Raw genomic sequence first — 17,654 nt, 5'->3', positions numbered from 1 at the left:
GCAGTGTCCCGTCGCATCCGCAAAGCCGTCTTCCCCGTCGCCGGCCTCGGCACGCGTTTCCTCCCCGCCACCAAGACGGTGCCGAAGGAGATGTTGCCCATCGTCGATCGGCCGCTGATCCAGTACGCGGTCGACGAGGCGGTCGAGGCGGGCTGCGACACGCTCGTGTTCGTCACCAATCGCTACAAGCACGCGGTGGCTGATTATTTCGACAAGGCCTACGAGCTCGAGGAGAAACTCGAGCGCGCCGGCAAACAGGCGCAGCTCGAAGTCGTGCGCAACGTCCTGCCGCCTCATGTGCGTGCGGTGTTCGTGACGCAGGCCGAGGCCTTGGGGTTGGGCCACGCGGTGTTGTGTGCGAAGCCCGTGGTGGGCGATGAACCGTTCGCGGTGTTGTTGCCCGACGATCTGATCTGGAATCGTGGCAACGGTGCGCTGAAGCAGATGGCCGATCTCGCCGCGCGTTCGGGCGGTAGCGTCGTCGCGGTGGAGGACGTGCCGCGGGAGAAGACGGGCAGCTACGGCATCGTCGATGCGCCGGACTTCGATGGTCGTTCCGGCCTGGTGCGTTCGATGGTCGAGAAGCCGTCGCCGGCCGATGCGCCGAGCACGCTCGGCGTCGTCGGACGCTACGTCCTCGACGGGCGCATCTTCGACCTGCTGGAACGCACGCAGCCGGGGAAGGGCGGCGAGATCCAGTTGACGGACGCGATCGCCGCCTTGCTGCAGGAGCAACCCGTGCGCGCCTATCGTTTCGAAGGCACGCGCTTCGATTGCGGCAGTCACCTTGGTTTGATCGAAGCCACCATCCGTTTCGCACTCGATCACGAGGTGCTGAGCAACGGCGCCGCCGCGGCGATGCGCACGGCGTTGGACGAGTTGGGCGTCGTCGAACACTGACGGCGCCGCACGGCGCATCTCACTCCCTCGGCTGCACGCCCTCCGCCAGCTTCACTCGCACCTCCAGCATGTGCCGCGGATGCCCCGACTCGGGGTCGAAGTCGTAGTTCGCCCCCATCGCGTCCGCGCGGTCGTAGATGTTCTGCAGGCCGTGGCCGGTGTTGCCCATGGGGATGTCGAAGGGGCCGGCGTCGTCTTCGATGCGCAGGGTGACATCGCTGGCGACGAGGTGGTGGTGCACGCTCAGGTCGATCCGCAGGCGGCCGCCGCAGCCGTGGCGCGCGGCGTTGGTCACGGCTTCCTGGCAGATGCGGTAGATCGCGGCGGCCGTTTCCTGCGGTAGCACGTCAACGTCGCCGTCGATGTGGCATTGGTAGTCGATGTCGTGCTCCTTCGCGAGCGTGGCCATGGGGCCGGCGGCGAGGGCGCGCGAGAGGCCGAATCGTTCGAGTACCAACGGGTGCAAGGACTGGATCGTCGCGCGCAGGTGTTCGTGCGCGTTGCCGACGAGCGCGTCGATGGAGCGCAGGCCGTCGCGGACTTCGGGGGAATCGGTCGTGCGCGCGAGCAGGCGCAGGCGCGTGGCGATCGCGGTCATGTCCTGGCCGAGTTGGTCGTGCAACTCGGCGCCGATGCGGCGGCGTTCTTCTTCCTGCTGCGAGACCAGGCGATTGGCGGTGTCGGCGAGCGCGCGCGTGCGCGTGGAGAGCATGTCGATCGACGCCTTCAACGCCTGGCCCTGCCGGCGCAACGCATCGGCGGACATACCCAGCGTGAGTGTCGCGAAACCGGCCGCCGCCAGCATCGATTGCAAGTGCACGGGCTGCCAGAGGCGGAACACGTCTTCGCTGAAAGCGTATGCCGATGCCGAAAGCAGCAGCAGCGAGACCGCGCCCGCACGCCAGCCGAAGCGGTGGGCGATCCAGAACAACATGAAGCTCGCGAAGATCACGGGATAGATTTCGGCGCGTTCCACCGGGAGCATCGACAGGCCGACGGCGAGCGCCGCAGGTGCGAGCACCAACCCGTACGCAAAGATCTTCGACCACGGCTCGCGCGCGCCGCGCAACTGGGCGTTGATGAGGCGGATGATGGGCGCAAGCAGCAGGATCCCGATGAAGTCGCCGAGCGCGAAATTGACGAACGCGGTCACCGGGCGCGCCGGAATGCCGTCGTCGATGGCGTTGACCGTCGTCAGCACGAGGGCCACCGAAAACGATGCCCCGATGCCGCACAGCAGGAACCGCATCATCGATTCGGGCGTCGGCGCCGGGCCGGGGGCGCGTGCGAAGCGGTGCACCACCAGCGCGTAGATGCACCACGGAATGACCGCTGCGGCGAGCAGCGTTGCCTGCGACTCGAAGACGCCGCGGTACGTGGCCACGCCGTAGATCGCGGTCATGTCGGCGAGCGCCAGCAGCCACCAGTCGCGGCGGTTCGACAGCCACAATGCCGCCAGCCGCATGCCGGCGGGCAGGAACCAATACACGCTCGACAAGCTGAACAAGACAACATAGGCGACGACATAACCCACCGGCAGCAGCCAACGGGCTGGACGCTGGGCCGCGCGCCGCGTTTCAATGCGTGTCCCACGTTCCGACTTGGTCCGCATGCCACCCCTTCGTATTGCGCTGGTCGACGATCATCCCATCGTAAGGTCTGGCTTCCGCCAATTGCTGGAAATGGAGCCCGGCTGGACGGTGACGGCCGAAATCGGGAGCGCGCGCGAGCTGGGTGCCTGGATGCTCGGCGGCGCCTGCGACGTGATGGTCATGGACCTGACGCTGCCCGACGGCGATGGCCTGGTGCTGATACGCCACGTGCTCGCCCAGCGGCCGGGCCTCGCGGTGGTGGTGCTGAGCATGCACGACGGGATGTTGTTCGTGCAGGACGCGCTGTCGGCCGGCGCGCGCGGCTACGTGACCAAGCGCGCCGCGCCCGACGAACTCGTCGACGCCATCCGCGCCGTCAGCGCCGGCGAGGTCTACCTCGGCACCGACGTGCGCACGCAAGGCAACGACGGCGAGCAGGGCGGGCAAGAACACTTGCTGCCCGAACTCACGCTACGCGAAGCCCAGGTCTTCCTGCTCCTCGCGCGCGGCCATTCCGTCGCGCGCGTGGCCGCCACCATCGGCATCAGCAACAAGACCGCCTACGCGCACCGCGCCAACATCTACCAGAAGCTGCAACTGCGCTCGGATTTCCAGTTGCACGAGTTGGCGTTGAAGCGCGGTTTGGTGAGCTGAAGTCCGCGCTCGCTCAGACCGCGCGGAACACCAGGGTTGCGTTCGTCCCGCCGAAGCCGAAGCTGTTCGACATCACGGTCTGCAGCTTCGCCTCGCGCATTTCGCGCAACACCGGGAAGCCTTCAGCGCGCGGATCGAGCGTCTCGATGTTCGACGAGGCGGCCATGAATCCGCCCTGCAGCATCAACAGGCTGTAGATCGCCTCGTGGACGCTGGCCGCGCCGAGCGAGTGACCCGTCAGTGCCTTGGTCGAGGACAGCGGCGGGATCGGCGCGTCGCCGAATGCGGCACGCACCGCCTCCAGCTCGACGATGTCGCCCGCGGGTGTCGACGTGCCATGCGTGTTGAGGTAGTCGACGGGACCGACGCCTTGCCCGTCCAGGCCCGCCAGCGATTGCTTCATGCAGCGGGCCGCGCCTTCGCCGCTCGGCGCGACCATGTCCGCGCCGTCGGAGGTGACGCCATACCCGACGAGTTCCGCGTGGATACGGGCGCCGCGCTTCACCGCGTGTTCGTAGTCTTCCAGCACCAGCATGCCGCCACCGGAACCGATGACAAATCCGTCGCGATCGATGTCGTACGGCCGCGAGGCGCGCTCGGGCGTGTCGTTGTACTTGGTCGACAGCGCACCCATCGCATCGAACTGCGAGGTCATCGCCCAGTGCAGTTCCTCGCCGCCGCCGGCGAGCACGATGTCCTGCGCGCCGTGACGGATCAGGTCGGCCGCAGCGCCGATGCAGTGCGCCGACGTTGCGCACGCGGCGGACAGCGAATAGCTCACGCCGCGGATGCCGAAGGCTGTTGCGAGATTGGCCGACACCGTCGAGCACATCGTGCGCGGCACCATGTACGGGCCGATGCGACGTACGCCCTTTTCGCGCAGCAGGTCGCTGGTTTCGGTCTGCCAATGCGGCGAACCGCCGCCGGAACCCGCGATCAGGCCGGTGCGCAGGTCGTGCACCATGTCTTCGCTCAAGCCGGCATCGGCGATCGCCTGCTGCATCGACACGTAGGCATACGCGGCTGCGTCGCCCATGAAACGCTTGAGCTTGCGGTCGATCACCGCATCGAAGTCGATCTCGCAAACGCCGGCCACCTGGCTGCGCAGCCCGTGGTCCGCATGATCGCGTGCCGCGCGCAGGCCGCTGCGGCCTTCACGCAGGGATGCTGAGACCGTGGCGGCATCGTTGCCGAGTGGCGACACGATCCCCATTCCGGTAACGACGACGCGACGCATCAGAAGCCCTCCGTCGACTGGAACAGGCCCACGCGCAGGCCTTCTGCTTCGTAGATCAGGCGATCGTCGACGTAGGTGCGGCCGTCGGCGATGACCATGCGCAGTTTGCCGCGCAGCACGCGCTTGACGTCGATCTCGTAACGGACGAGCTTCGCCTCCGGCAACACCTGGCCCGTGAACTTCACCTCGCCCACGCCCAGCGCGCGGCCGCGGCCGGGCTCGCCCAGCCAGGGCAGGAAGAAGCCCGCGAGCTGCCACATCGCGTCCAGGCCCAGGCACCCGGGCATCACCGGGTCGCCTTCGAAGTGGCAGGCGAAGAACCAGAGGTCCGGGCGAATGTCGAGTTCGGCGACCAACTGGCCCTTGCCGAAGCCGCCACCGTCCTCGGTGATGCGGGTGATGCGGTCGAACATCAGCATCGGAGGCGCGGGAAGGCGTGCGTTGCCCGGGCCGAACATCTCGCCGCGGGCACATTCGAGCAACTGCTGGTAATCGAGTGAAGCGGGCCGCGACATGCTGGGGTCCGGGGGAAGGAAACGCCGATTGTGTACCGGAATGACTACCATGCGACATCGCATGGTGGCGTGGATTCTCGGGATGGAAGTTCCCTCGCCAATACAGATGATCGAGCAGAAAACAAAAAGCAAAGGCCCGCGCTGGGCGGGCCTTTGCTTTCAATGGTGGAGGTGGGGGGAATTGAACCCCCGTCCGAAGGCACTCCATCCCCGGCACTACATGCTTAGCTCGCCGTTCGTTCTCGGCCCTTGGCAACACGACGTGCGAGGCACACCAAGGGACACACCCGCTTTAGGTTAAGTCGAAGCTGACGGGTCGCCACTCCAACCGATCCTGTGATGATGACCCTACATCCACGAGCACAGGCACAAGTGGGTTCGGGGCTAGGCCTTAAGCGGCCAGAGCGTAGACGTCGTCGTTCGCGTCTAGGTTTTTGCAGCTGGATTAACGAGGAAAGCTACCCCCTCGGCATGCGCCAAGTGATTTCGCGACCCCCGTCGAAGCCAGTGCACCCCCGGGAGACATCGATTTCGCTGACCCGCCCAGTATAGGCGCGCAGCCGGGGAGGGCAAGGCGCGGGGGCGGCGGGGTCGGGGCGGGTTCATCCGCTTATGCTGGGGCCATGCCGAATGCGTCGCGTCCCCCCGCCGCCGCGCCCGACGCCCCGCGTGCGACGCCGGGCGTCGCGGGCTTCGTGCTCGCGGTGCTGGTGCTGGTGGCCACCGTGTTGTTGGTCGTGATGGCCTGGCGCGCGGCGCGCGAGAATGCGCTGGAAAGCGCGAAGGCCGAATTCCACGCGTCGACGGACGAAATCGTCGAGTTGTTGCAACAGCGACTCGTCAATTACGAACTGACGATCCGTGGCGGTGCGGCGCTGTTCGCGAGCGTCGCACGGCCGAGTCCGGCGGAATGGCAGGCGTACGTCGACGGGCTCAACCTCAAGGAACGCTTTCCCGCGATGACGGGTCTGGGGTACGCGGCCTTCGTCAGCCGATATCAATTGCAGCAATTGCAGATCGATACGCGCGATGCCGGCCGCGGGCTGCTGACGGTCTGGCCGCGCGGCGAGCGCGAGCGTTACGGGCCGATCCTCTACTTGGAACCACGCACCGCCGAAAACCTCAGCGCGATCGGCTTCGACATGTACAACGAGCCCGCACGCAATGCCGCGATGCAGGCCGCGATGCGCGAAGCGCTGCCGCGCATGAGCGCGCGCGTGAAGCTCGTGCAGGATCTCGATCCGCACGCCGGCGGCTTGTTGTTGTACGTCCCGGTGTTTCCGGGCGGGCTCGCGCCGCCGACGGTGCTGCAGCGCCAGGCGGCGATCACCGGTTGGGTGTACGCACCGATCCGCGCGAAGCGGTTCGTCGAAGTGGCGCTGGCGCCGATCAAGCGGTCCGTGACGTTCCGCTTGTACGACGTCACCGATGGCGCGCGCGTCCTGGTGTACGCCGATCCCGGCTTCCGCGACGGCGACAAGGCCGCGTTCCACGATGCCACCACCGTCCGCGCCTACGGCCGCCAGTGGCATTTCGATTTCGCCTCCGGGCCGCTGCACCAAGCGGCGCCGGGGTTGGCCCCGTTACGTACCGCGTTGATCGTCGGTCTGCTCGCGTCGCTGTTGTTGTTCGGCATCGTGTGGTCGCTGGCGCATACCGAACTGCGTGCGCAACGCCTGGCGGCGCGCATGAGCCTGGCCGCGCGTCGCAGCGAGGCGCGCGTGCGCGCGATGAACCGCAGCCTCGAAGCGCGCGTCGAAACGCGCACGCGCGAGTTGAGCGAAGCCAACCGCGAGCTCGAATCCTTCGCGTACTCGGTCTCGCACGACCTGCGTGCGCCGCTGCGCGCGATCGAAGGCTTCGGCCGCGTGCTCGACGACCGCTACGCGCCCGTGCTCGACGACACGGGCCGCAGTTACCTGGAACGCGTGCGCAACGCCGCCGCGCGCATGAGCGAGTTGATCGAAGGGTTGCTGAAGCTCTCACGCGTCGCGCGCGGGGACCTCGTGCCCGAACGCCTCGACTTGTCGCGCATCGCCGGCGAAATCATCGCCGACCTGCGCACGGCCGAACCGCACCGGCCCGTCGCCGTCGACATCGCACCGACGCTGGTCGCCACCGCGGATGCCGCAATGGTGCGCAGCGTGTTGCAGAACCTGCTCGGCAACGCGTGGAAGTTCACCCGCGACCGGATCGATGCACGCATCGTGTTCGCGCAGGACGACGACGGCGAAACCTTCTACGTGCAGGACAACGGCGCGGGCTTCGACCAGGCGTACGTCGACAAACTCTTCCGTCCCTTCCAGCGATTGCATGACGAAGCCGAATACGCGGGGGAGGGCATCGGCCTTGCGACGGTGAAGCGCATCGTCGAGCGCCACGGCGGCACGATCACCGCGACGGGCGAGTCCGGGAAGGGTGCGATGTTCCGCTTCACCCTGCGCTGAGGATCACGCGTCCTTGTTGTGTCGACGCAACACGCGCTGCTTCTCGCGGTTCCAGTCGCGTTCCTTGCTGGCCTCGCGTTTGTCGTGCGTCTGCTTGCCGCGCGCCAGCGCGAGTTCGGCCTTCACCTTGTTGGCCTTCCAGTACAGCGCGGTGGGGACGAGCGTGTAGCCATCGCGTTGCACGCGGCCGACGAGCGTGTCGATCTCGCGCCGATGCAGCAGCAGCTTGCGGGTGCGGTGCGCTTCGGCCACCACGTGCGAGGAGGCGGAGATGAGCGGCGTGATCTGTGCACCGAAGAGGTACAGCTCACCGTCCTTGACGATGGCGTAGGCCTCGCCGATGTTGGCGCGGCCCGCTCGGATCGCCTTGAGCTCCCAGCCCTGCAAGGCGATGCCGGCCTCGATCTTCTGTTCGAGGTGGTATTCGTGCTTGGCGCGCTTGTTGAGGGCGATGGTCTTCTGCGCGGGCGTCTTCGCCGCGCCGGGGGCCGACTTTCCCTTATCCTTGGCCGCTTTCTTGTTCATCCCGCCATTCTCGCCGAAGCCGGCCGAAGATGCCCACGATCCAGCGCAGCGCCCTCGTCGAACACTCCGCCGCCCGCATGTTCGCGCTCGTGAACGACATTGCGGCGTATCCGCGCCGTTTCGACTGGTGCGAGGCCGCGCAGGTGCTCGAAACCAGCGATGAACGCCTGGTCGCGCGGCTGGACCTGGGCCTGGGTTCCCTCCGCACGTGGTTCACCACGGAGAACACGCTCTCGCCGCCGCACCACATCGACATGCAGCTGAAGGACGGTCCGTTCAAGAAGTTGCACGGGCGCTGGCAGTTCCATGCGCTCGACGAGTCGGCGTGCAAGGTGACGCTGACGCTGGATTTCGAGCCGAAGAACAAGTTGCTGGGGCCGGCGTTCGCGATCGGGTTCCAGGGGCTGGCCGATCGTATGGTCGACGATTTCGTGCGCGCGGCCGACCGCGGCGCGGAGTAGGTCCGTGCGCATCGAGATCGTGCTGGCGGTGCCGCGGGCGTTCGAGTCGTGGTCGGCGGACGTGGCGCCGGGCACGACGGTGGCGCAGGCGCTGGAGTCGGCGGGGCTCACGCCCGATGTGCTGGCTGCGCGCGGGATCGACGGGCTGGCCCTGCACGGCGTGCGGACGTCGCCGCAAACGGTGTTGCGGGGCGGGGACCGGATCGAATTGCTGCGTCCGCTGGTGGCGGACCCGAAGGACGCTCGACGGGCACGCGCGGCGCGCCCGAAGTAACGCCGAAGGTCAGCGCTTGCGCTGCTGCTGCTTCTTTTTCTTGTCGACCGGCAGGTTGCCGTAGTGGTCGCGCATTTCCTTGGAGAGCTGTTCGTCCTGCTCGCCGAAGTACTCGCCGTCCCACTTGGCCAGCTGGTCGTTCTCGAACCACAGGGTGAGCGTCTTCTTTTCCGTGGCGCCCACGCGTCCGGTGCGCTGCGTGGCGACGTAATCCCAGCGGTCGTGGTGGAACGGGTCGGCGACGGAGGGCGAGCCGAGCAGGTTCATCACCTGGCGCTTGTCCATGCCTTGCTGGAGTTGCTCGACGTTCGACTTCTCGAGCAGGTTGCCCTGGTAGATCGGCGTGCGGTACAGCATGCCGCAACCGGAGGTGAGGGCGGCGAGGGCGAGGGCGATCAGCAGCTTGCGCATTCGGTGGCTATGGGCGGCGCGGGGAGGGGCCGATGATACACTCCGCCGCCATGGAACAGCAGGATCTCCGCAAGGCCGGGCTCAAGGTCACCCATCCGCGCATGCGGATCCTCGAGCTGCTGGAGCAAACCCGCCCGAAGCACATGACGGCGGAGGACATTTATCGCCAGTTGCTGGACCACGGGGACGAGATCGGCCTGGCCACCGTCTACCGGGTGCTGACGCAGTTCGAGGCCGCCGGGCTGGTGCTCAAGCACAACTTCGAAGGCGGGCACGCCGTCTACGAACTCGATCGCGGGGAACACCACGACCACATGGTCGACATCGAGACCGGCAAGGTCATCGAGTTCCAGAGCGCGGAGATCGAGGAGCTGCAGAAGCAGATCGCGGCCAAGCACGGCTACGACATCGAAGAACACGCTTTGGTGTTGTACGTCCGCAAGAAGCGTTAGTTCGCGTCCGCCAGCAGCCTTCGCGCCGCCGCGCGGGCTTCCTTGCTCACTTCCACGCCGCCCAGCATGCGGGCGAGTTCTTCCTCGCGTTCCTTCGCTTCGAGCTTGCGCACGGCGCTTTGCGTCATGCCGTCGGTGGCGGCCTTGCTGACGCGGTAGTGCGCGTGGCCTTGCGCGGCCACTTGCGGCAGGTGCGTGACGCACAACGCCTGGCGCGTGCCGCCCAGTGCGCGGAGTTTCTGGCCGACGATGTCCGCCACCGCGCCGCCGATGCCCGAGTCCACTTCGTCGAAGACCATCGTCGGGACGGCGTCCAGGCCGAGTGCGGCGACTTCGATGGCCAGCGAAATGCGCGAGAGTTCGCCGCCCGAGGCAACCTTGCGGAGCGCGCGCGCCGGTTGTCCGAGGTTGGCGGCGACGAGGAATTCGATCCGTTCGGCGCCCTGCGGATCGGGATCACCGTTGGTGTTCGGTTCGATCGACACGGAGAAGCGCCCGCCGCCCATGCCGAGTTCGCCGATCAGCGCGGTCGTCGACGTCGACAACGTTTCAGCCGCCTTGGTGCGCGCCTTCGTCAGCGCATCGGCGGCTTTCTTCCAGGTGCTGCGGGCGGTGTCGATCTCGCCATCGAGCGCGCGCACGCGTTCTTCGGAACCCTGCAGCGCCACGGCTTCGGCCTCGATGGCGTCGCGTTGCGCGGCCAGCGCGTCGGGCGCGACGCGGTGCTTGCGCGCGAGGTCGTGGAGTTGCACCAACTTGCGGTCGAGCGTGTCGAATGCGGCCGGGTCGATGTCGAGGTCGGCACGCACGCGTTCCAGCAACGAAGCCGCTTCGTCGAGCTGGATCGCGGCGATGTCGAGCATCGCGTCGATTTCGGCCAGGCGTGGTTCGTGCTCGGCCTGGCGCGCGAGATCGTTGCGCATCTGTTGCAACTGGCGGCCGAGCGACGGCCCGTCTTCGCCGCCGAGGCGTCCGCCCGCGGCATCGCACGCGGCGATCAACCCCGCGGCGTGCGCGTGGCGCTTGTGCGTGGCGACGAGGTCGGCGAAGGCGTCGGGTTCCAGCGCTTCGCGGCGCAATTCGGCCAGTTGGTGTTCGAGGAAGGCAATGCGGTCGCCGGGGTCGCCACGTTGCGAGAGCGCGTCGCGTTCGCGCACCAGCGCGGTCCATGCACGCGCGGCGGCCTGCACGTCGGCGAGCTTGGCATCGTTGCGGCCGAAGGCGTCGAGCAGCGCCAGTTGCGAGCCGCGCGACATCAACGCCTGGTGTTCGTGCTGGCCGTGGATTTCGACCAGCAGCCCGGCGATCTCGGACAGTTGCGCTATCGTCGCCGGCCGCCCGTTGATCCACGCCTTCGACCCGCCATCGGCCCGCAGCGTGCGGCGCAGCTGGCACGCCTGCCCATCGTCGTCGAGTTCCTGCTCGCGCAGCCATGCGGCTGCTTCGGGCGCATCGTGCAGCGCGAAGACGGCGATCAGTTCCGCGCGTTCCGCACCGTGGCGGACCACGCCGCTGTCGCCGCGCGCGCCGGAGAGGAACCCCAGCGCATCGACGAGCAGCGACTTGCCGGCGCCGGTTTCGCCGGAAATCACGGTGAGGCCGGGGCCGAAATCGAGTTCGGCGGCGCGGACGACGGCGAAGTCCTGGAGGGCGAGGTGCGTGAGCATGGCGTTAGCGTAAACGGTCCTGCGTCTCGCCCGAAGAGATTCCGCCTTGCGCGTGTCGCGCCACGGGCTTATACCGCCGACATGGCCCCACGTCCCCCCGATGCTGAACTCGACCCGCGCGCACGGCAGTTGCTGCGCACGCTGATCGGGCGGTACATCCGCGATGGCGAGCCCGTCGGTTCGCAGACGCTGGCGCGCCACTCGGGCCTGGACATCAGTCCGGCCACCATCCGCAACATCCTCGGGGACCTGGAAGAGGGCGGCTTGCTGACTTCGCCGCATACCTCCGCCGGGCGCGTCCCGACCACGCAGGGTTATCGCGTGTTCGTCGATTCGCTGCTGCAGGTCAAACCGCTGCCCGAAAGCGAACTCGTGCGGCTGCGGCAGGAGATGCCGGCCGGGTCGGGGACGCAGGCGTTGCTGGGCAACGCCTCCGAACTGCTGTCGGCGATGACGCATTTCGTCGGCGTGGTCGGCGTGCCGAAGCGCGAGCAATTCGCCTTCCGCCACATCGACTTCGTCTCGCTCGACGCCAACCGCGTGCTCGCGATCCTCGTCTTCGCCGACAACGACGTGCAGAACCGCATCCTGCACACGCGCCGTGCGTGGGATTCGGGCGAACTCGAACGCGTCGCCAATTACCTCAACCAGCATTTCGCCGGGCGCCCGTTGCAGGAGATCCGCGTGACGCTCGTGCACGAGCTGCGCGCGGCGCGCCTGGAGATGGAAACGCTGATGGCCCACACGGTGGAGCTGGCCGAACAGGCGCTGGCGCCGGGCGGCGGGGACGACGTCGTGCTCGCCGGCCAGACCCGCCTGATGGGCGTGCAGGACTTGTCGGACCTCGATCGGTTGCGCGAACTGTTCGAAGCCTTCTCCCGCAAGCGCGAGATCCTGCAGTTGCTCGAACGCACGGCCCGCGCCCCGGGCGTGCGCGTGTTCATCGGCGAGGAGAGCGGGATCGCGCCGCTCGAATCGGTCTCGCTGGTGACCGCGCCCTACGGCGCCGGCGGCCGCGTGCTGGGCGTGCTCGGGGTCATCGGCCCCACGCGGATGGCCTACGACCGCGTGATCCCGGTGGTGCAGGCCGCCGCCGGGGTACTCGGGCAGGCGCTGGAGTCGTCCTCGGGGACTTGAAAGCGGGCGCCGGCGGCCGCATCGCTGTGCCACGGGCGGCGAGGATGCCGCCGTTCACGGACCACCGGCATGACCCAAGACCCCCAGGAAGGCGGCGCGACGCTCGATTCCGACGCCTCGCCGCAGGACCAGATCGAAGCCCTCCGCGGCGAAATCGAACAACTGCGCGCCGAGCAACTGCGCGAGCGCGCCGACCTCGACAACCAGCGCAAGCGCCTGGCACGCGACGTCGACATGGCGCGCAAGTTCGCCAATGAGCGCCTGCTCTCCGAGCTGCTGCCCCTGTTCGACAGCATGGAAGCCGGCCTGGCCGCGGCCGAGAAGGCCGACCCGCTGCGCGAAGGCATGGAGCTCACGCTGCGCCAGCTGCACCGCATCGCCGCGTCGAACGGGCTGATCGAGGTGGCGCCCCTGCCGGGCGACAGCTTCGACCCGGAGAAGCACCAAGCCATGAGCATGGTCGAGGCCGGCGCGCTGCCGCCCGGCGCCGTGGCGCAGGTCTTCCAGAAAGGCTACGTGCTGAACGACCGCCTCCTGCGCCCGGCGCTGGTGGTGGTGGCCAAACACGACTGAACACGGGCGCCGCGGCCACTTGAAGCGGCCGCGCGAACCCCTACATCGCAGACATTCCGGCGGCGCGGCCGCCGACACATTCGATCAAAGAAAGTTTCGAGGGAGACACACCATGGGCAAGATCATCGGCATCGACCTGGGCACGACCAACTCGTGCGTGGCGATCATGGAAGGCGGCAAGGCGCGCGTCATCGAGAACAGCGAGGGCGATCGCACCACCCCGTCCACCGTCGCCTATACGAAGGACGGCGAAGTCCTGGTCGGCGCCTCGGCCAAGCGCCAGGCGGTCACCAATCCGAAGAACACGTTCTTCGCGGTCAAGCGCCTGATCGGCCGCAAGTTCAAGGACGCCGAAGTCCAGAAGGACATCGGCCTGGTGTCCTACCAGATCATCGAGCACGACAACGGCGATGCATGGGTTGCCACCGCCGACGGCAAGAAGCTCGCGCCGCAGGAAGTCTCCGCGCGCGTGCTGGAAAAGATGAAGAAGACGGCCGAGGCCTACCTCGGCGAGACGGTGACCGAAGCGGTCATCACGGTGCCGGCGTACTTCAATGACAGCCAGCGCCAGGCCACCAAGGACGCCGGCCGCATCGCGGGCCTGGAGGTCAAGCGCATCATCAACGAGCCCACCGCGGCCGCGCTGGCCTACGGCATGGACAAGAAGGGCGGCGACCGCAAGGTGGCCGTGTACGACCTGGGCGGCGGCACGTTCGACGTGTCGATCATCGAGATCGCGTCGGTCGACGGCGAGATGCAGGTCGAAGTGCTCTCCACCAACGGCGATACGTTCCTCGGCGGCGAAGACTTCGACAAGCGCGTCATCGATTACCTCGTCGAGGAATTCCTCAAGGACCAGGGCATCGACCTGCGCAAGGATCCGCTCGCGCTGCAGCGCCTGAAGGACGCCGCCGAGCGCGCGAAGATCGAGCTGTCCTCCGCGCAGCAGACCGAAGTGAACCTGCCGTACGTCACGGCCGACGCCTCGGGCCCGAAGCACCTGAACATCAAGCTCACGCGCGCCAAGCTCGAAGCGCTGGTGGACGACCTGGTCAAGAAGACGATCGAGCCGTGCCGCATCGCGCTCAACGACGCCGGCCTGCGTGCCAGCGAGATCAGCGAAGTCATCCTCGTCGGCGGCCAGACCCGCATGCCGAAGGTGCAGGCGATGGTGGGCGAGTTCTTCGGCAAGGAACCGCGCAAGGACGTCAACCCCGATGAAGCCGTGGCGCTCGGCGCGGCCATCCAGGGCGGCGTGCTCGCCGGCGACGTCAAGGACGTGCTGCTGCTCGACGTGACCCCGCTGAGCCTGGGCATCGAAACCCTCGGCGGCGTGTTCACCAAGATCATCGAGAAGAACACCACGATCCCGACCAAGGCCTCGCAGACCTTCTCCACCGCCGAGGACAACCAGTCCGCGGTGACGGTGCACGTGCTGCAGGGCGAACGCGAGCAGGCGCGCTTCAACAAGTCGCTGGCGCGCTTCGACCTGTCGGGCATCGACGCCGCCCCGCGCGGCATGCCGCAGATCGAAGTCTCCTTCGACATCGACGCCAACGGCATCCTGCACGTGCACGCCAAGGACAAGAAGACGGGCAAGGAGCAGAAGGTCGAGATCAAGGCCGGCTCGGGCCTGTCGGACGAAGAGATCCAGCAGATGGTGCGCGACGCCGAAGCGCATCGCGAGGAAGACAAGAAGTTCCATGAGCTCGTGCAGGCCCGCAACCAGGCCGACGCGCTGATCCACTCGGTGCGCAGCGCCATCACCGAGCACGGCAGCAAGGTCGGCGGCGACGTGATCGGCCGCGTCGAAGGCGCGCTGTCGGATCTCGAGACCGCGATGAAGGGCGACGACAAGGGCCAGATCGAAGCCAAGACGCGTGCGCTTGAAGAAGCGGCGCAGTCGCTCGCGGCGGCGGCATCGGGCGGGCAGGGCGGCGGCGACGCCGGCGGCCCGCAGGGTGGCCAGCCGGCCGGCGACGATGTCGTCGATGCCGAATTCACCGAGGTCAAGGACGACAAGAAGTAAGCACGGATGAAACGCGACTACTACGAAGTCCTCGGCGTTGCCCGGGACGCCAGCGACGATGACCTGAAGAAGGCCTATCGTCGCAGCGCGATGAAGCATCACCCGGACCGCAACCCCGGCGACCACGCCGCGGAAGCCGCGTTCAAGGAATGCAAGGAAGCCTACGAAGTGCTGTCGGAGCCGGCCAAGCGCCGCGTGTACGACCAGCACGGCCATGCCGCGTTCGAACACGGCATGGGCGGCGGTGGCCCGGGCGGACCGGGCTACTCCGACATGGGCGATATCTTCGGGGACATCTTCGGCAACATCTTCGGTGGCGGCGCGCGCGGCGGTCCACGTCGCGGCGCCGACATCGGATACGTGATGGAGCTCGATCTCGAGGAAGCTGTCGCGGGCCTGGAAAAGCGCATCGAAGTGCCGACGTTGGTGTCGTGCCACCACTGCGCGGGCACCGGCTCCAACGACGGCGTGCTCGAGGACTGCCAGACCTGCCACGGACGCGGCCAGGTGCGCATGCAGCGCGGCATCTTCCAGATGCAGCAGACGTGCCCGCATTGCGCCGGGCGCGGCAAGACCATTCCCAATCCGTGCAAGCCGTGCATGGGGCAGGGACGCCTGGAGGAAGAGAAGGTCCTCTCGGTGAAGATCCCCGCGGGCGTCGACAACGGCGACCGCATCCGCCTGCAGGGCGAAGGCGAAGCCGGCCCGCCGGGCACGCCGCCGGGCGATCTGTTCGTCGAAGTGCGCGTGCGCCCGCACGACATTTTCGAGCGCGACGGCGACGACCTGCATTGCGACATCCCGCTGCGCATCTCGCAGGCGGCGCTGGGCGACATCATCCGCGTGCCCACGCTGCACGGCGACCTCGAACTGCGCATCCCCGCCGAAACGCAGACGGGCAAGGTGTTCCGCCTGCGCGACCGCGGCGTGCGTTCGGTGCGCAGCCGCGCGCCGGGCGATCTCTACTGCAAGGCCGTCGTCGAAACGCCGGTGAATCTCACGGCGGAACAGCGCGACTTGCTGGAGAAGTTCGAAGCGACCTTCGTCGGCGAAGGCGCGCGGAAGCACTCGCCGAAGGCGAGTACGTTCCTGGATGGCGTCAAGGGTTTCTGGGACCGGATGACGAGTTGATGCAGCTGATCCGGCTTACTGCCGGATCAGATCCACCTGCGCGATCATCGCGTCCGCGCCGGTTTCCGGGGTACCGCCCGGCACGATCTTCACGAACAACTGGTCGCGCGCCGTGCTCGCCCGGCTGGTCTTCGCCATGCCCGACAGCAACGGCGTGACGTCGAAGCTGTAGATGTTGTCGCCCAGCGCGGTATCCAGTTTGCTGCCGCCGCCGTGGTCGTGGAATTCGGCATCGAAGAAGTTGATGTTGCCCACGTAGTTCTTCGCCGCGACCGGCGCATTCGGCGTGTCGCACAGGTACACGTGGAAGAGCACGCCCGGCTGCTTCCATGCATGCAGCTTGCGCAGCACCAGGTAGGTGCGGCGCGCGTCGCTGTCCAGGCCCAGCATGTTCGTCGCCTTCGCGTTGGGCTGGCGCGCGAGCTTCACCGTCGCCGCGGCCTTGCCCAGCGTCACCATGTTCACCGAGGAAGCGACCTTCTGCGCGCCCGAGACGGCCTTCGCCATGAGCGTGGTGGCCGGTGGCGTCGTCGGCTGCACGGGCGGACGCGGGAAGAACGCGTCGTAGTCGTAGCCCAACTGCAACACGCTGAAGAGGTTCTTGCTGCTGCGCGATGCGCGCAGGCCGCGTTCGTCGGCCAGGACGAACGCGTTGTTGATCCAGGGATTGGCCACCGCGTCGGTCGGGTTCTTGTTGCCGTTCCTGTTCCAGCTGGCCCACATGCGGTCGATGTTGCAGTGGTGCACGAAGAACAGCGGGTCGTTGCCGGCGTACGGCACCGCGCCCATGCCGCGCGTGTTGCCCACCAGCGTGTGGATGCGGCCGTGGATGGTCGAATCGAGCGTACGGCCGAAGCCGGTGACGCTGCCGACGGTGCTGTAGTTCGTCTTCGACATCGCCTCGTCGATGTTCATCGCATCGCCGGGCTGCAACGCATGGATCGGCAGGCCGTTGTTCGCGCGCGAGACGCGGTTCGGGCGATACAGCACGCCGAACACCGGGTCGTCGGGCAAGCGGAACTGCAACGGCACCACGCCGCGTTGCGCGGGATCGGCGGACGTGTAGTTCCAGTAGGGCATCGCGAAATCCACGCGCCCCGTGACCGAGCGGATGATGCGCTCGAGCATGAAGACGTAGTAACGGTGCCACGGCAGGAAGAAGTTCGAGCTCTGGCCCGCGTGCGATTGGCAGGTGTTCCAGACTTCCTCGGCCAGCGTACGCTGCGGCGTGACGGTTTCGCCCCACACGCGCGCGATTTCGGCGGCCTTGTTCGTCGCACCGTCGGTGAAGTGGGTGTACCACTGCCACAGCCAGCTCAAGGGGTTCTCGGGGCCCATCGCCTGCATCAGGCGGATGGCATCGGCATACGTCGCCAGCATGTCCTGGCCGCCCGGCGTTGACAGATCGCACCGAAGGAAGGTGGCGGCGCGCGCGTTGCGCGCGAAGCCGAACACCAGCGGCGTGGCCGCGATGCCTTTGATCAGGTTGCGTCGGGTGAGGTCGCTCACGGTGGTTCTCCTGCAAATTGCGCGTGCAGCAGGAGACTTCGCCCCCTGCCGCGATTACGGACGAGCATGACGCCCGTCCGGGTGATGGCAGGGTGTAAGCGACCTCAAGTAACGCACGAAGACGGCCCCCTGCCGCCGCT

17 protein-coding genes and 1 other RNA gene are annotated in these 17,654 nt (G+C 67.4%); 10 read left to right on the top strand and 8 right to left on the bottom strand.

Annotation, left to right across the window (positions count from 1 at the left end):
• The first annotated feature begins 3 nt into the window (after window positions 1-3).
• Complete coding sequence (gene galU / locus LF41_RS00490; RefSeq protein WP_036164396.1) at window positions 4-900, top strand: UTP--glucose-1-phosphate uridylyltransferase GalU; 897 nt, start codon at window positions 4-6, stop codon at window positions 898-900.
• Between the two features lie 19 nt (window positions 901-919).
• Here galU and LF41_RS00485 read toward each other — a convergent pair whose 3' ends face one another.
• Window positions 920-2,512 (bottom strand): MASE1 domain-containing protein, encoded by a 1,593-nt coding sequence (locus LF41_RS00485; protein ID WP_084073184.1) that lies wholly within the window; start codon window positions 2,510-2,512, stop codon window positions 920-922.
• On the opposite strand from LF41_RS00485, the gene LF41_RS00480 reads away from it, so the two are divergent.
• Window positions 2,511-3,146 (top strand): response regulator transcription factor, encoded by a 636-nt coding sequence (locus LF41_RS00480; protein ID WP_036164393.1) that lies wholly within the window; start codon window positions 2,511-2,513, stop codon window positions 3,144-3,146. The genes LF41_RS00485 and LF41_RS00480 overlap by 2 nt on opposite strands.
• Before the next feature lie 13 nt (window positions 3,147-3,159).
• Here LF41_RS00480 and fabB read toward each other — a convergent pair whose 3' ends face one another.
• From fabB to ssrA, 3 genes are all read right to left on the bottom strand, one after another.
• Window positions 3,160-4,383 carry a beta-ketoacyl-ACP synthase I gene (gene fabB / locus LF41_RS00475; RefSeq protein ID WP_036164392.1) on the bottom strand — a complete coding sequence of 408 codons (1,224 nt, stop codon included), beginning with the start codon at window positions 4,381-4,383 and terminating at the stop codon, window positions 3,160-3,162.
• A complete protein-coding gene (gene fabA, locus LF41_RS00470; RefSeq protein ID WP_036164390.1) occupies window positions 4,383-4,898 on the bottom strand; it encodes a 3-hydroxyacyl-[acyl-carrier-protein] dehydratase FabA in 516 nt (171 codons plus the stop codon). Before fabA ends, fabB begins: the two co-directional genes overlap by 1 nt.
• Window positions 4,899-5,061: 163 nt before the next feature.
• Window positions 5,062-5,415, bottom strand: a transfer-messenger RNA (tmRNA) gene (gene ssrA, locus LF41_RS16350).
• Between the two features lie 106 nt (window positions 5,416-5,521).
• Here ssrA and LF41_RS15885 point away from each other — a divergent pair.
• Entirely contained in the window at window positions 5,522-7,345 is a 1,824-nt protein-coding gene (locus LF41_RS15885) for a sensor histidine kinase (protein ID WP_052115995.1), read from the top strand.
• 3 nt (window positions 7,346-7,348) lie between these two features.
• Here LF41_RS15885 and smpB read toward each other — a convergent pair whose 3' ends face one another.
• Entirely contained in the window at window positions 7,349-7,870 is a 522-nt protein-coding gene (smpB, locus tag LF41_RS00460; protein WP_036164388.1) for an SsrA-binding protein SmpB, read from the bottom strand.
• Between the two features lie 29 nt (window positions 7,871-7,899).
• Between smpB and LF41_RS00455 the strand changes: the two genes are divergently transcribed.
• Together LF41_RS00455 and LF41_RS00450 are read left to right on the top strand one after the other, a co-directional pair.
• Window positions 7,900-8,331 carry a type II toxin-antitoxin system RatA family toxin gene (locus tag LF41_RS00455; RefSeq protein ID WP_036164386.1) on the top strand — a complete coding sequence of 144 codons (432 nt, stop codon included), beginning with the start codon at window positions 7,900-7,902 and terminating at the stop codon, window positions 8,329-8,331.
• Window positions 8,332-8,335: 4 nt separating this feature from the next.
• Window positions 8,336-8,605 (top strand): RnfH family protein, encoded by a 270-nt coding sequence (locus LF41_RS00450; RefSeq protein ID WP_036164384.1) that lies wholly within the window; start codon window positions 8,336-8,338, stop codon window positions 8,603-8,605.
• Between the two features lie 9 nt (window positions 8,606-8,614).
• Here the strand turns inward: LF41_RS00450 and LF41_RS00445 are convergent, their stop codons facing one another.
• Window positions 8,615-9,016, bottom strand: a complete 402-nt coding sequence (locus LF41_RS00445) for an outer membrane protein assembly factor BamE (RefSeq protein ID WP_036164382.1) — start codon at window positions 9,014-9,016, stop codon at window positions 8,615-8,617.
• 50 nt (window positions 9,017-9,066) lie between these two features.
• Here LF41_RS00445 and fur point away from each other — a divergent pair, with 50 nt between their 5' ends.
• On the top strand, window positions 9,067-9,468 hold the full coding sequence (gene fur / locus LF41_RS00440; RefSeq protein ID WP_036165532.1) for a ferric iron uptake transcriptional regulator: 402 nt from the start codon (window positions 9,067-9,069) through the stop codon (window positions 9,466-9,468).
• Here the strand turns inward: fur and recN are convergent.
• On the bottom strand, window positions 9,465-11,135 hold the full coding sequence (gene recN, locus LF41_RS00435) for a DNA repair protein RecN (RefSeq protein ID WP_036164380.1): 1,671 nt from the start codon (window positions 11,133-11,135) through the stop codon (window positions 9,465-9,467). The genes fur and recN overlap by 4 nt on opposite strands.
• 81 nt (window positions 11,136-11,216) lie before the next feature.
• Between recN and hrcA the strand changes: the two genes are divergently transcribed.
• The 4 genes from hrcA to dnaJ all read left to right on the top strand — a co-directional run bounded on the left by hrcA (window position 11,217) and on the right by dnaJ (window position 16,005).
• Window positions 11,217-12,272, top strand: coding sequence for a heat-inducible transcriptional repressor HrcA (gene hrcA / locus LF41_RS00430; protein ID WP_036164378.1), 1,056 nt, complete (start codon window positions 11,217-11,219; stop codon window positions 12,270-12,272).
• A gap of 69 nt (window positions 12,273-12,341) precedes the next feature.
• Window positions 12,342-12,845: a nucleotide exchange factor GrpE gene (gene grpE, locus LF41_RS00425; RefSeq protein WP_036164376.1), complete on the top strand. Its 504-nt coding sequence runs from the start codon at window positions 12,342-12,344 to the stop codon at window positions 12,843-12,845.
• Between the two features lie 112 nt (window positions 12,846-12,957).
• On the top strand, window positions 12,958-14,874 hold the full coding sequence (gene dnaK, locus LF41_RS00420; RefSeq protein WP_036164374.1) for a molecular chaperone DnaK: 1,917 nt from the start codon (window positions 12,958-12,960) through the stop codon (window positions 14,872-14,874).
• A gap of 6 nt (window positions 14,875-14,880) precedes the next feature.
• Window positions 14,881-16,005 (top strand): molecular chaperone DnaJ, encoded by a 1,125-nt coding sequence (gene dnaJ, locus LF41_RS00415; protein ID WP_036164372.1) that lies wholly within the window; start codon window positions 14,881-14,883, stop codon window positions 16,003-16,005.
• A 15-nt stretch (window positions 16,006-16,020) separates the two neighbouring features.
• Here the strand turns inward: dnaJ and LF41_RS00410 are convergent, their stop codons facing one another.
• A complete protein-coding gene (locus LF41_RS00410) occupies window positions 16,021-17,514 on the bottom strand; it encodes a tyrosinase family protein (protein WP_036164370.1) in 1,494 nt (497 codons plus the stop codon).
• Between the last annotated feature and the right edge of the window lie 140 nt (window positions 17,515-17,654).

Source organism: Lysobacter dokdonensis DS-58 (genome assembly GCF_000770795.1).
Classification (GTDB): domain Bacteria; phylum Pseudomonadota; class Gammaproteobacteria; order Xanthomonadales; family Xanthomonadaceae; genus Noviluteimonas; species Noviluteimonas dokdonensis.
This window is presented reverse-complemented; position numbering and strand designations above follow the sequence as displayed.